Source organism: Candidatus Goldiibacteriota bacterium HGW-Goldbacteria-1, from assembly GCA_002839855.1.
Taxonomy (GTDB): domain Bacteria; phylum Oederibacteriota; class PGYV01; order PGYV01; family PGYV01; genus PGYV01.
In genome coordinates this window covers 23,595-37,545 of the sequence record PGYV01000013.1, presented here as the reverse complement: position 1 = coordinate 37,545, position 13,951 = coordinate 23,595, and the positions used below count along the sequence as shown (strand labels likewise).

Here is a 13,951-nt window from a genome sequence, read left to right as displayed (position 1 = left end):
CGCTTGGCGTTTCAGTTATCGTTTCAGTTGCAGTTTGTGTAGTTGTTTCAGTCACAGTCTCCGTTGTGGTTTCAGTTGTCGTTTCCGTTGTTGTTTCTGTAACAGTCTCAGTTGCAGTTTCAGTAACAGTTTCGGTATTAGTCTCGGTTGGTGTTTCAGTTATCGTTTCTGTTGCAGTTTCTGTCACCGTCTCCGTTGTGGTTTCAGTTGTGGTTTGCGTTGCAGTTTCAGTCACAGTCTCTGTAGTAGTCTCAGTTGATGTTTCTGTTACCGTTTCTGTTGTCGTTTCCGTTGTTGTTTCTGTAACTGTCTCCGTAGTAGTTTCAGTAACAGTCTCGGTAGTAGTCTCGGTTGGTGTTTTAGTTATCGTTTCAGTTGCAGTTTCCGTAGTTGTTTCAGTTACCGTCTCCGTATTAGTCTCAGTTATCGTTTCAGTTGAAGTTTCTGTAGTTGTTTCAGTAAAAGTCTCAGTGGTAGTTTCAGTTACAGTCTGCGTAGTAGTCTCGGTTGGTGTTTCAGTAACTGTTTCAGTTGCAGTTTCTGTTATCGTTTCAGTTGTAGTTTCCGTAATAGTTTCCGTAATAGTTTCTGTTACAGTCTCTGTCACAGTTTCTGTTATTGTCGCTGTTACAGTGGGTGTTTCAGTTTCCGTTGTACCGGCAGCGCAGGCGCTGTCATCACAGGGTATTTCTCCCGATGCCGTATCCACGGTGCCGGATGAATCTGTAACTTCGCAAATGTGTTTCCATGTCCCGCCGTCATTGTATTCAAGAACAACGTATTTGTAATTTATCCTTGCAGCCCTCGTGGAGCCAAGGTTTGAATCCTCTGTAGAAGAATAATCATCTGTTTCATCAACAGCCGCCCAATCCGAATAATGTATCCTTCCAAACTTATTCGCATCTGAATTCGTTTCAATATAGCCGCCTTCAGCCGGTATATCTGTGTTGGCTCCGCCATAAGATATCAAAGCCTTAACATTCGCCCTTCTGTTTATTGAATTTTCAAGCCCACAATCGCTTGCCGTAATATCAGAATAATTACAGCTCCACGCGGCAAGCGTACCCTGTGATACGCTGGAAGAATTATAAACAGTTGTATTATTGGATGACGCCTCCCAGGAGTGTTGAGAAGCTGTTTTTGTGGAATAAATATAAACTGAAATCCTGAAATCGGATGGCTTTGCTGTAAAAGTGGAATAATTGGTAATCCTGTAGCCGCAATGTATTGTATTGCTTTCCTGCCCGGGGCTGTAAGTCTCAAGGTTAAAATACAAATTCGCCGGTGCGCCCGGTTCCGGTGTTAATGTAATTGTAGGAGTAGCCGTGCCTGTTGATGTTTCTGTTGAAGTCTGTGTTATCGTGGAAGTAACCGTTGCAGTCACTGTCTCTGTCGCGTTTGCAACTTGTACCTGCGGCTGAGGTGCAATAGCAACAACAGCAGGAATTCCTGTAGGATTTGTAAAAACATTAAAATAAGCAGGGTCTATCCCACTCTGCGATGTCGCACCCTGAGTACTTGCGCCGTATACTATCGTTATTTCACCGTCAGCATTAAGCGATGTAACCGGTATTATTATTATCTGATTAGAAACAGTATTGCCGCCAAGTACGCCCCCGTTAACGGACACGGTAAAGTAGCCGGCATCTGTTGATGTGATGCTTGGCGCGGACCAGCCTGCCGGTATTTCAACGCGAAGCTCCCCGTTTGCCCACGCCGTTCCATTGGCATTGAATATTATTGTCATTTCATTACCTGAAGTACCGGCAGCCACAGTAAGCGGAGAAATGGAAGCAGAACCATCGCCTGCAGCGCCAAATACTGCAGTTTGCGTAACGGTCGCGGTGGCTGTTTCTGTAACCGTTTGCGTTATGGTTTCAGTCGCGGTCATTGTTGCGGATTCAGTCACAGTCTCTGTAACCGTCCGCGTCACAGTACCCGTAACAGTTTCCGTAACAGTTTGTGTAATTGTGGGCTCTGCCGCTCCGCATTCTGTCATAAGTTCAATTTCCGTATCGGTAGAAGTATCAACTCCGGAAGCAAAATTAAAACTGCTTGCCCCAACTTTCACAACAACATACTTATCTCCGGAATATGATACCGGAACCGTTACCTCTTTAGAAACTGTTATCCAGTCTGTTAAATTATCATTTTCAGAAGCCACATAAACACCCTGATGCCCGTCAGTATCCGGATAAGGCCCGCCTGTAGTAAATACACAATCATCTGTGTATTCACTGGTTGCATCATTGGAAAAAGATATTGATGCAACTATAGATTCATAATTTACATTTCCCCTGACATTAAACGACACCGTCAATACCTGCCCGGCCACATAACAGGAACCGCTGGCAGATACTACAGATATTGATCCAACCTCAACTTCTGCCGCATTCGCCGCCCCGATTAACCCAACAAACATAAACACTGTAATTACTATGGTTTTCAATGAAGTCCGGATATGCCCCAATATATATAATAATATATTAATAATGAATTTTTTACTCTGCGCGTTATTGCCTGTGAATTGCAATAAGCTAGCCAATAAGAAACTCCTGGTTATTGCCGTTTTTTTGTCAGATTTAATAAGCGGCAATGCAATATAAATCAATTTCTGACATAATAACTACTTCTTGCGCTTTATTGTTTATTATACTTCTCTCTATTTATTACTAATCTGATTATAATTATACTATATAAATACCCATTGTCAAACACAAAAATTCTAATATTTTCTATAAAAACCTATGCTTTCCTGATTTTTCGTAAACCAAATTCAATTTTTTTGTTTCCACAGGTAAAACTGCGGCATTTTTTTACACTTTTACCCTTTCTTTCATTTTAGTGTTGTTTTTTACACTACTTTCATATATAATTTCAATATTATTTAACGGAGGATTGCATTATGTCGTCAGGATTCATTAAAAGGTTTTGGTCAAAAATACTGGCCGGTTTAATTGTCATTCTGCCTGCTTTCCTTACGGTATATATCACTTATTTCCTCTTAAACAAACTGGATTCCATTTTAGGCCCTCTTCTTACGAAATATATCGGCATCTCTATACCGGGACTTGGCCTTATAGCGCTTATCCTGCTTTTGTGGATAACCGGCGTCTTTGCCACACACTATCTGGGTAAAAAAATGGTTCAGTTATATGAAACAATTATCTCTAAAATTCCCGTTCTAAAACAGATTTTCGGCGGAATTAAACAGATAAGCGATACATTATTCGCCGGAAAAAAACGCTCATTCAGACAGGCTGCCCTTGTACAGTATCCTTACTATGGTTTCTATGCCATCGGTTTTATTACTTCCCAGGATGAAGTCACACTTGTTAACTCAAAAAATAAAGGTACCTTTATACACGTTTTCATCCCCACCACGCCTAACCCCACTTCAGGTTTTTTAATCCTTGTTCCTCCAAAAAACATTTTACTTCTTGACACTCCTGTGGAAAATGCTTTAAAAACCGTAATCTCACTTGGAATGATTCACCCTGAAAGATATATACTTCAAAAAACCACTAAAAAAGCCCGTAAAAAGGGTAAAAAATGACTGATATAAAAAGAGGCTGGCTGGAACGCCGCGAATATGAGCGGGTTAAAGACATCCTTAAAGTATCGTATTATCGTACCTCTGAAGAATCGCCGGAACTGTCGGATGATTACAGGGACACTACGGTTGAAAAATTACAGATGGTGCAGGGCAACAGGCTTATCACTTCAATGACAGACGACGTAAGCCGGGGCGGCCTTGCCATAATTACAGACGAAGCGCTTGTGCAGGGCGACAAGCTTATAATAGACCTGTACATACCTCAGGCTTCAAGCCCGGTAAAACTTCTGGCAGAAGTCATGCACCTTGACGGGCTTAAGGGTAACGACTCTAAAAAAGCCGGGCTTAAAATTATTTCAATCAGCAAAAACGACTTAAAACGGCTGGAATCCCATCTTTCAGGACTGAATAAAAAACAAAAATGATTCAGGAGGAATTATAAATGGCAGAACGTTATGTTCACCTTGACGGAAATCTTTACTATGATTCAAAAGAAAAAGTGATAGTAAAAAACATGGGCAACAGGTACGTTTATGTGCGCCACGACCGCAGGACAAAAAGTAAAGACCTTCCACAAAAAGAATTAAAACGTGAAAGCGATAATACAAACAAAAACCTTATCCGTATTTCAGACGGCATCTTTTTTGACAAAGTGCTTATTCAGATATACAGGATGATAAACGGTAAGCTTGTGCTTTATTCAAAAGACAGAAGAAAAGAAGCCAAAGCCGTACCCGCGGACAGAAGAAAGAAGAAGTAACAAGTGACAGGTTACAAGTGACAGGTTACAAGTGACAGGTTACAGGTTACAAGTAACAAGTAACAAGTAACAAGTAACAGGTAACAGGTTACAAGTGACAAGTGACAAGTTACAAGTGACAAGTTACAAGTAACAGGTTACAAGTAACAGGTTACAAGTAACAAGTTACAGGTTACACGCTTTGAGTTGTCAGTTGTCAGTTGAAACTTGTAAGTTGTTACTTGTAAGTTGTAATCATTCCATAAATAGCGGAATTGCTTTTTGATCCCCCTGCGATATTTTTATTATTACATCGCCTGACCTTATCACCGCGTCATTTTCATCAGTGACCACAATTACAGCTTTATAATCCCCTTCATTAAAGGGCATTCCGTCTTTTTCAAGGCCGTCCCAGATAAGCGTTTCATCCGGCCTGCCTGCGCCTTCCCAGCTTTTAACAACTTTTCCTTTGTTATCTTTTATTTCAACCTTCCACTTGAATATTTCATATTTTGTCATGGCCGTAATTTTTATATACGTCCTTCTGTTCCCGCCCATAGGCGAAAAAACAGCGGGATCCGGAGTAAGTTTTAATTCATACCCGCCAAAACTGTATGACAACGCCACCCTGTGGTTAAGCGAAAGTTCGGTGTACGCGGCGCCGTAATCAAGGCCAAAGCCTTCATACTTAAAACCAAATCCCGCGTTTATTTCATTAACGTCCCCAATTGACCCCATACCCGCCCTTAAATAAAGCGGCTCCATCACTTTATATTCAGCGCCGGCGCATATAACCGCGGGCCCGCCCGCAAATGCTTTTTCAGCGTCAGTATTTATTTTAAGCGCCCCGTCAAGAAGCATAAAAGACAGCCCTAATCTTACTGCAGCCGGAAGCATTTCTTCCGAAAAATCATATTTAATTCCAAGCGGAATTATGTTTTTTCCTGTCAGCGATGCCCTTCCCCATTCAAAACTTTTGGACAATGACAAATCCGAATTAAAACCCATATAATTTTTTCCGCCAATTCCGCGCACTATAGCTTTAAGCGCCAGGCCGCCCTGAACTCCAGCAAAAAGGTTACGCCCATAAGCGCCGGTAAGCATAAAATCATTCATGGCTTCATTGCCTTCCGCATTTCCTTCTTCAGACACAACTTCATATTCGCCATAATGCATATTTCTTATGGACACCCCAAGCCCGCCCATTTTTCCAATAGGCCCGGAAAAACCAAGCGCGTTGAAAATAGCCCCGCCGTAAAGCATTTCATAAGACGCCTCTAACTGATTGGTATTAATAGAATCCAGCATCGCCGGGCTCCAGAACGAAGCGGAAGCATCCGCAGAATCAGCCGACACCGCCCCGCCCATCGAAAGCGCCCTAACTCCCGCGCCGTGATTAATTACTTCCACCGGCATACCCGAAATACCGCAGAACGCCGCCTGAGTAACCAGCAATAACGCGGCAAGAAAAAATTTTATTTTCATCCTTCACCCTCTATTATCGGCGCGAAAAAGAATGCGCCTTAATTTACCTCTTTGGAACGCTTTTTAAACCATCATCAATATCAGACTGCGGCAGCGGTACATCAACCATTTTACCGGTCAGATATGCTTCATAAGCCGCGAAATCAAAATTACCATGCCCGCTTAAATTGAACAAAATAACCTTCTTTTCGCCTGTTTCCTTTGCTATTAACGCCTCGTTAATAGCCACTCTGATAGCATGGGAGCTTTCCGGCGCGGGAATTATGCCTTCCGTTTTAGCGAACTGTATTGCAGCATCAAAACACTCTGTCTGGTTATTTGCCACAGCTTCAATGACCCCGTTTTTTAACAGGTTTGAAACAAGCGGCGAAGCTCCATGATACCTAAGCCCGCCCGCGTGAATTCCTGACGGCATAAATTTATGGCCAAGCGTATACATCATTAAAAGCGGTGTCATTTCGCCCGTATCGCCAAAATCATAAGTATTAACTCCCTTTGTAAGTGTAGGGCATGCAGCAGGTTCAGCCGCGATTAACCTTAAGTTTTTCTTATTACCTTTCATTTTATCGTACGCAAAAGGGAAAGCGGTCCCGGCAAAATTACTTCCGCCGCCGTGGCACGCTATTACAATATCAGGATAATCCCCTGCCATTTCCATCTGTTTTTTTGCTTCAAGCCCTATAACTGTCTGGTGCAGCGCCACGTGGTTTAAAACGCTTCCCAGCGCGTATTTCGCGTGCGGGTCTTTTGCCGCCACTTCAACAGCCTCGGATATTGCAATGCCCAGCGAGCCGTTGGAATCCGGATGTTCTGCCAGTATCTTTTTTCCTATTTCGGTAAACTTTGTGGGGGAAGAAAATACTTTTGCACCCCATGTCTGCATCATAAGCTTTCTGTATGGTTTTGCGTCATAGCTTACCTTTACCATATATACTTCCACTTCAAGGCCCATCATCGTGCCGGCAAGCGCAAGCGCGGAACCCCACTGCCCTGCCCCGGTTTCCGTTACAAGTTTCTTTACGCCCTCTTTTTTATTGTAATACGCCTGCGCAATGGCTGAATTAGGTTTGTGGCTTCCTGCCGGAGACACGCCTTCGTATTTATAATAAATTTTTGCCGGTGTATCAAGCAGCTTTTCAAGCCCTCTGGCGCGGAATAAAGGCGACGGCCTCCATATTTTATAAATATCCAGAATTTCTCCGGGAATGTCTATCCACTGTTTGGGTGACATTTCCTGTTCAATTAAAGCCATGGGGAAAATAGGAGCAAGGTCAGCAGGCCCAAGCGGTTTGCCTGTTCCCGGATGAAGCGGCGGATCCAGTGGTGTTGGCAGATCCGGAATGATGTTGTACCATGCGTTCGGGATATCTTTTTCCTGAAGAATAAATTTTCTTGTGTCTGACATAATGCCCTCCTTAAAATTATTGTTCCAGATAATATAACATTTTTTCCATTAAAAAAAAACTTGAAAATACACCCGAAAATCCTTTATTAAGTGTTTTTCTTACTTTCTGACGCAAAACCTCTCTTTAAGTTGACAAACCATGCCATTTAATATAGTATATTTTCAAGACTGGCCGGAGTGGTGAAATGGTAGACACAGGAGACTCAAAATCTCCCGTCCGCAAGGTCATGTCGGTTCAAGTCCGACCTCCGGCACCAATTAAATGCATAAAATAAATAAACCCAAAGGTGGCACGATGAAAAAAGATGAAAGAGAAGCAAGGAAGCACCCCAGGTTCACAAAGATTCTGAACATTTCGGCTGTCCTTGACCGTTTCCCCGATGATCTTACCGGCGAAAAATCAAAGTTAAAACAGGGTGAATCTTTTCGCGCCACCACCATTAACGTAAGCGAAGAAGGAATGCTTATAAACTGCGATTTTCTTCTTCCGGAACGCACCACTCTTAAACTGGAAATACACGAAAACGCGATAGCCGAAGATAAATTCAACCTTTTAGTGCGTATTGAATGGACTAAACGCAACGCGTATAAAATCTTCGGAAGGTATTCAGCAGGGCTTCATATACTTGAAGGCGAAAAAAAGCACATAGAAAAATTAATAGAACATTTTAACGAAAATTAAAAAATGTCCTTACGCAGATACCTGCCCGCCGCGGTTCTTGCGGCAGTATTTTTGGCTGTATTTTATCTTTTATTAACCACCGCTCCGCCGGCTGTATTTTCAGGCGATTCAGGCGAAACCATAACCGCAAGCGTTACTCTGGGTATACAGCACCCTCCGGGATATCCCGTTTTTTCCCTTCTTGGAAAAATATTTTCTTTCATACCGGTTGCGGACTACTCCTTCCGAATTTATCTTCTTTCAATAACGCTTTCTTTATTGTGCGGCCTTCTTCTTATAATTCTTTTTAACACTCTTATGCGCGCAATAAAACTGTCCGCGCACACACTACTGCCCGCGGCAGCCTGCGCCGTGTTTTTTATGACAGGCTTTTCAATATGGGACCAGTCCATAACCGCCAAAGGCGGAATTTACCTTCTTAACATAGCCTTCACCCTTACGCTTTTAATCACAGCTTTTAATTGTTCTTTTACCGCCGTGCCGGGACAAAAAATTAAAACACTAAGGCTGTTTTTCCTGATTTACGGTTTAAGCCTGGGAAACCACCATATGTCGCAGATTATTATGCTGCCTGTCTATTTCTATATTATTTTAAGCCCGGGATTTAAAGAATTACTGCGCCCAACAAATATTATATCTTTAATGCTTTTGTTCACCGCGGGTTTTTCAATTTATCTTTACCTTCCAATACGCGCGCACAGCGCGGTGCTAAACTGGGGCGACCCTTCAAATCTTGAAAATTTTATGCAGGTCTTTTCCAGATATCAGTATGTCAGGGCTGAAATTGCCAAAAGTATAAACGCGCCTTTAATGCAGGCCGGAAAATTCTTTTCCTCCCTTGCTCGCGAGCATTCCTTTGCCGGGCTTGCGTTGGCATTAACAGGCATAATATTTACCTTTATTAAAAATAAAAAAATCGGCATCATCTTAGCGCTTATACCTTTTACATTTCTTGCTGTCACATCTTTTTATCTTAACCTTCCGAAAGAAAGGCTTTATATAATGGAAACCTACATCACGCCCGTTTATCTTTCTTTGGCTCTGTGTATGGCGATTGGCCTTTACTCTTTAATGGCTTTTATAAAAAATAAAAAAACCTCGTACATCGCCGCCGTTATATTATTCGCGGCGCTTTTTGCCCGTGACACAATTACCGCTTACCCGCTTTTAAACAGGTCCGGATATTTTTTTTCCAGGGATTTTAATTTAAACCTGCTGTCTTCCGTGGAAAAAAATTCAATGCTGTTTGTCACCGGCGACGGCGTTGTTTTTCCGTTATGGTACCTGAAATACGTGAAAAAAGTACGGACTGATGTGGTTATAATAGGTTCTGCCGTGCTGCCGATGCAATGGGTGCGTGATTCCATTACAAAACAGGACCCTGCTGCAAAAGTACCGGTAATAAAAGAAAAGAAAATAGGCACGGAATCCACCGGTTACATTATTAACGCGCTTATAAAAATGAATTTGTCTTCCAGAAATATCTATTTTTCATATAACAAACCGGAAGAAAACGCGCTTAACGGCGGATTTGAACTTATGCCCAAAGGAATGGCATGGCGTGTTATGCCTTCCGATTACGCTTTTATAAGCGATATGTACACGGTATCGCTGCGCAATATGTGGAAGTATTATAATTACAGAAATATGCTTGGCACATACACGGGCGGTTTCACGCAGCCTAACGAATCACTTTACCTGAAAGATTTTGCCACATCCGCAAATTCTGCAGGCGTATTCTTTGAAGACAAGGGTTTTAACGATTTGTCCCTGCAGTACTTTTCCCTTGCGTATCAGCTGCAGCCGGAAAATTGTGAATTTATTTATAACATGGGTAATGCCAGGTTTAACATCGGAGATTTTAAAACCGCGGAAGAAAACTATTTGATAAGCCTACAGCTGGATCCAAATTATGTCTCATCGTGGCACAACCTTGGGGTGGTCTATTACAAAACCGGCAGGTATTCAGAAGCGCTTCAGGCATTCAGAAAAATTAAAGAAATTGACCCTTCCAGGACGGATCTTAACAGTATAATAGCTGTGCTGGAAAAGATTCCCGCAGAATAAAAAGCTTAATCGCTTCTTCTATCCACCACAAATTCACTCTTGGGAAATTTCTGCGCGTATGATTTAAGTTCCTGCGCTATGTCCGCCACTTCGGCGTAATGTGTAAGCTTTCTTCTGATATTCCATACCACCGAAACCGACAGAATCATGACCGCAGTCCTTATTTCTTCGCCGCGCCTGGTGTAATTTACTATATAGCCCTTGTCGCGGTCTTCTTTTTCATAATGCTGCTCTATGAGCAGGTCAAAAGATTTAATAAGCTCCGAACACACTTTATTGTATTTTTCATGCGATGTTATGATAACAAAGTTGTCACCGCCAATGTGTCCGGCAATGTCTTCTTTATCCCCGTTTTCCTTTACCACATCGTGAATCAGACTGGCAAGAAATTTAATAACCGCGTCGCCTTTTTCATATCCGTAGCGTTTGTTATAATATTTAAAATCTTTCATGTCCACATAGCAGACCGCAATCTTATAGTCTTCATCCAGCCTTCTTTCAATTTCCTGGCGGATGTACAGTGAATCCGGCAGCCCGGACAAAGGGTGAAGTTTTCCCGCTTTCTTTGCCCTTTCATATATCTGCGAATCAAGGGCTATGTTAAGGTCAAATACGTCCGGAGAATCCACTTTTTCTTTTAACAGTTCGTCCTGAAGAAATTTGGATGATGTAATCAGGTCATTTATTCTTAAATTGTATTTTTCAAGAATTTCTTTTATGGCAATAATTTTCTTTATCATGGGCTTGCTGAATTTTCTGTGCCCGGAAGGCAGCCTTACGGGTTTTATAAGCCCAAGGCTCTCCCAATACCTAAGTGTCCTTTCAGAAAGCCCGCTCAATTTAGCTCCCGCGCCTATACCTATAAGTTTTTCTTTCATAGTTGTTTTCCCTTCCCTTAAGTTATTGTAAATTTATAGTTAACGATTTTAGTATATCAGCGCATAGATATTTTGTCAAGTATTGCATTTAGGTTATTTGTTTTGTCAGGGTTTATGTTATTACACTAAATTTTGATATTAATAATTCTATTTACACGTTTCAGCTGAAGCACCTCTGCGTATTTGTATTTATTTACTTATATTCCCCGATTAATTACCTGCAGCGATGATTTTTAAATGCCCTATTGACTTTTAGTGTTCAATGTTATTTAATTATATAAACAGGATTTAAATGCTTGATTTAAAAATATACGAGGTGAACGTAATGGCAAAAGCACGTCCCGCAAAAAAAGTCATAAAAAAAACAATTTCTGAACCCGAAATAAAAAACAAACCCGGAATTAACAAAAGCCTTATTACTGCAGCTGTAATTATTGCGGTTGCCGTTGCAGCCGGTGTTATTGCCACTTTAACCCGCAGCAAGAACCTTTCAAGCCAGCCTGCGGTATCTTCAACAACAGAAGGCAGCATAACTATAAATGACCCTGCTACAAATCAGTCTTTTCAGCTGAACATTGACCCTGCTTCCGCTTCCTCGCAACCGGCAGGAGTACAGAACACAATGCCGTCCGCAAAAGCCGATTTCAGTTACCTTCTTAAGAACGCAGCTTCTAAAACAGAAATATTAAAAATAGGGCTTGATGAAGCCAAATACCTTTATGACAACGGCAAAGCTGTTTTTATTGATTCAAGATCTTACGGCGAATATGAACAGGCGCACATTAAAGGCGCTCTTTCAATACCGGTAGGCACAGCAGTTCAGGACATTGAAAAAAATAAAGCAGTTTTAAGCCAGAAGGGCAAAGTGCTTATCACCTACTGCCACGGCGTAGGCTGCCACCTTTCCGACAAAACAGCTTATTCACTTTATGATGCAGGCTATAAAAATGTGGTAATATTTTTTGGAGGGTGGAATTCATGGTCAGAGGCAAATTATCCCGAGTACAAAAAAGCACAATAAAAAAACAGGCTGAAAAAAACAAAACGCCTGCCGCATCCATAGTTAATAAAACGCAGGATGTACTGGTTAAACTATTTTCTAATAATGCTGTTTTAATTACATTCAAAATACTTATAGGGCTTGTCTTTGTCCTTTCAAGCGTAACAAAAGTATTCGAACCCGAGGAATTTTCTAAAGCTATCGGTTCATATAAAATGATACCTGAAATTATGCTCTTCCCGCTTGCCGTTGTAATTCCATGGCTTCAGCTTATCTGCGGCATCCTGCTTCTTGTTGATGTTTATTCAAAAAGTTCCGCTTTCATATTAAGCGGCCTTCTTGTGGTTTATACAATTGCCATAACACAGGCGTGGCTGCGCGGCTTTGACATGGAATGCGGGTGTTTTGACCTGATGATAGGGCTGCCGGATAAAGTGGGCATATTTGCCATAATCCGCGACCTTGTGCTGCTTGGGATGGCGGGCTGTATTTTTCTGTTTGATAAGGACGGGCTTTCTTTTTACGGCCTGTTTAAAAATAAAAAGACCGTTTGATCCCTTAAGGTTTTTCCACCAGATTGTGCCCATAAACGGCTTTCATTATCCTCTTATCAATTGAAGCCGAAAGTTTTTCAAACCTGCGCACCAGATAAGACTTATTCCCCCATTTTTCTTTAAGTTTTTTTATGTTTTCTTTTTCAAACGCATCACCTTCATTTTCCTTAACCTCCTTAACAGTCCTGCTGCCAAAGTGATGGATGAATGACGAACCGGTAATATATGATTCAAAACCATATTTTTTAAGCCGCAGATAAAAATCCATATCCTCTCCTATACCTATTCCAAACTCTTCGGAGAATAATCCCACTTTTTCAAACCTGTCTGAAGCTATAAACATACACCATCCGGAAAACCACTTTCTGCTGACACCTTTCATTTTTGCGGTATAACCGTCGGCATATGTCTGAAAATCATAATCAAGTTCACCTTCCCTTGTGCCCGGGCTTACAATTCCCGCGTTATTTTTCTTTAGATAAAAATCCGCCAGCGATGACAGCCACCCCCTGCCGGCTATAATATCATTATTTATTATGCATACCATCTGCCCTGACGCCGCCCTTACACCCTGATTCCATGCTTTTGCCACGCCAAGATTTTTCCCGTTTTCAATGAACTTTATTTTCTGTTTTTTAAGATACTCCACAGTACCGTCAGCAGAGCCGTTATCAACGGCAATTATTTCATACGCAATATCATCAGTGTTGGCTTTAATGGAAGCAAAACATTTTTTTGTGTATTTTATCTGGTTTAACAGAGGCACTACAATTGAAATTTTCATTTTATTACTTTCTTTAACCCCTTTATCATTTTGCGGTGAAAACCGGCATCCACCGCAGCCACTACGTCATACCCCGTTACAAGTTCAAGCCCTTTTAATTTAAGCGGCCTGCCGAAAGGGTCGGTTATAATAAGCAGGCCGTATTTCTGCGCAATAAAATACGGGGCAAAATTTTCAAGTGAAAGTTTTCCGCGCACGTCAATAAAGACCCCGTAGTGCCCCATTAATATCTGAAGCATCTCTCCAACCGTGGCGCCAAGCGACCTGATACTTTCAAAACTGTCGGCAAATTTTAAAAGCGCCTGCCCGTCTTTAAAAGTATTATTTGACATGACAAGTAATGCTGAATTTCTTACAGGTGCGGATGTTTTCTTTATACAGGCTTTTTTGCCGTTTATTACCGCTGTCTTTTTATCAGCGTAAAAATAGTCTCCTGTAAAATAATTCCCGGCAAACGACATTACAGGTTCATAATTACTGTCAAAAACAGCAATCCCCACACATACAAAACCCACGGAGTTCATGTAGTTATCAGACCCGTCAACGGGGTCTATGATTATATAATGCATCGGCGTTTTAGCTTTTTCATTTATGACAAAAGGTTCGGCAATTTCCTCGGAAATTATCGTGGTTTTATATGTGATGTTTTTTTTAAGAAAAGCAATTATCCGACTTTCACAGTATACATCAAAAAACTTTGTAGTCTGGCCTTTGGAATTCTTTCCGACAGCTTTTGAAGAAACTCCTTTTTTTACTTCGCGGGATAACTGCCGGAAAAACGTTACAAGTTTTTTATGCATT

At 41.5% G+C, this 13,951-nt stretch carries 13 protein-coding genes and 1 tRNA gene; 8 read left to right on the top strand and 6 right to left on the bottom strand.

From position 1 onward, the window contains the following. Window positions 1-2,533 (bottom strand): hypothetical protein (locus tag CVV21_11725; protein PKL90697.1); only part of this gene is annotated, 2,533 nt, incomplete at its 3' end. Between the two features lie 372 nt (window positions 2,534-2,905). Here CVV21_11725 and CVV21_11720 point away from each other — a divergent pair. Genes CVV21_11720 through CVV21_11710 form a run of 3 tightly spaced genes read left to right on the top strand, consistent with a single transcriptional unit; the run spans window position 2,906 to window position 4,316 of the window. Then, window positions 2,906-3,556 carry a hypothetical protein gene (locus tag CVV21_11720; protein PKL90696.1) on the top strand — a complete coding sequence of 217 codons (651 nt, stop codon included), beginning with the start codon at window positions 2,906-2,908 and terminating at the stop codon, window positions 3,554-3,556. After that, window positions 3,553-3,981, top strand: a complete 429-nt coding sequence (locus CVV21_11715) for a hypothetical protein (protein PKL90695.1) — start codon at window positions 3,553-3,555, stop codon at window positions 3,979-3,981. The genes CVV21_11720 and CVV21_11715 overlap by 4 nt, the downstream gene beginning before the upstream one ends. Before the next feature lie 17 nt (window positions 3,982-3,998). After that, window positions 3,999-4,316 carry a hypothetical protein gene (locus CVV21_11710; protein PKL90694.1) on the top strand — a complete coding sequence of 106 codons (318 nt, stop codon included), beginning with the start codon at window positions 3,999-4,001 and terminating at the stop codon, window positions 4,314-4,316. Between the two features lie 234 nt (window positions 4,317-4,550). Here the strand turns inward: CVV21_11710 and CVV21_11705 are convergent, their stop codons facing one another. Beyond that, the gene (locus CVV21_11705) at window positions 4,551-5,780 is read right to left on the bottom strand and encodes a hypothetical protein (GenBank protein ID PKL90693.1); all 1,230 of its coding nucleotides are present in this window, start codon (window positions 5,778-5,780) and stop codon (window positions 4,551-4,553) included. 43 nt (window positions 5,781-5,823) lie between these two features. Then, entirely contained in the window at window positions 5,824-7,185 is a 1,362-nt protein-coding gene (locus CVV21_11700) for a TrpB-like pyridoxal phosphate-dependent enzyme (GenBank protein ID PKL90692.1), read from the bottom strand. Between the two features lie 171 nt (window positions 7,186-7,356). Between CVV21_11700 and CVV21_11695 the strand changes: the two genes are divergently transcribed. The 3 genes from CVV21_11695 (at window position 7,357) to CVV21_11685 (ending at window position 9,934) form a co-directional block, all read left to right on the top strand. Further along, a tRNA-Leu gene (locus CVV21_11695) sits at window positions 7,357-7,442 on the top strand. A gap of 5 nt (window positions 7,443-7,447) precedes the next feature. Then, entirely contained in the window at window positions 7,448-7,867 is a 420-nt protein-coding gene (locus CVV21_11690) for a hypothetical protein (protein ID PKL90691.1), read from the top strand. Window positions 7,868-7,870: 3 nt separating this feature from the next. Beyond that, the gene (locus tag CVV21_11685) at window positions 7,871-9,934 is read left to right on the top strand and encodes a hypothetical protein (GenBank protein PKL90690.1); all 2,064 of its coding nucleotides are present in this window, start codon (window positions 7,871-7,873) and stop codon (window positions 9,932-9,934) included. A 5-nt stretch (window positions 9,935-9,939) separates the two neighbouring features. Here CVV21_11685 and CVV21_11680 read toward each other — a convergent pair whose 3' ends face one another. Then, window positions 9,940-10,812, bottom strand: a complete 873-nt coding sequence (locus CVV21_11680) for a hypothetical protein (protein ID PKL90689.1) — start codon at window positions 10,810-10,812, stop codon at window positions 9,940-9,942. A gap of 292 nt (window positions 10,813-11,104) precedes the next feature. Here CVV21_11680 and CVV21_11675 point away from each other — a divergent pair, with 292 nt between their 5' ends. Continuing rightward, complete coding sequence (locus CVV21_11675; GenBank protein ID PKL90688.1) at window positions 11,105-11,833, top strand: hypothetical protein; 729 nt, start codon at window positions 11,105-11,107, stop codon at window positions 11,831-11,833. Beyond that, the gene (locus CVV21_11670) at window positions 11,791-12,366 is read left to right on the top strand and encodes a hypothetical protein (GenBank protein PKL90687.1); all 576 of its coding nucleotides are present in this window, start codon (window positions 11,791-11,793) and stop codon (window positions 12,364-12,366) included. Before CVV21_11675 ends, CVV21_11670 begins: the two co-directional genes overlap by 43 nt. A gap of 4 nt (window positions 12,367-12,370) precedes the next feature. Here the strand turns inward: CVV21_11670 and CVV21_11665 are convergent, their stop codons facing one another. Further along, window positions 12,371-13,150: a glycosyltransferase family 2 protein gene (locus CVV21_11665; GenBank protein PKL90686.1), complete on the bottom strand. Its 780-nt coding sequence runs from the start codon at window positions 13,148-13,150 to the stop codon at window positions 12,371-12,373. After that, window positions 13,147-13,950, bottom strand: a complete 804-nt coding sequence (locus CVV21_11660; GenBank protein ID PKL90685.1) for a hypothetical protein — start codon at window positions 13,948-13,950, stop codon at window positions 13,147-13,149. The genes CVV21_11665 and CVV21_11660 overlap by 4 nt, the downstream gene beginning before the upstream one ends. Between the last annotated feature and the right edge of the window lies 1 nt (window position 13,951).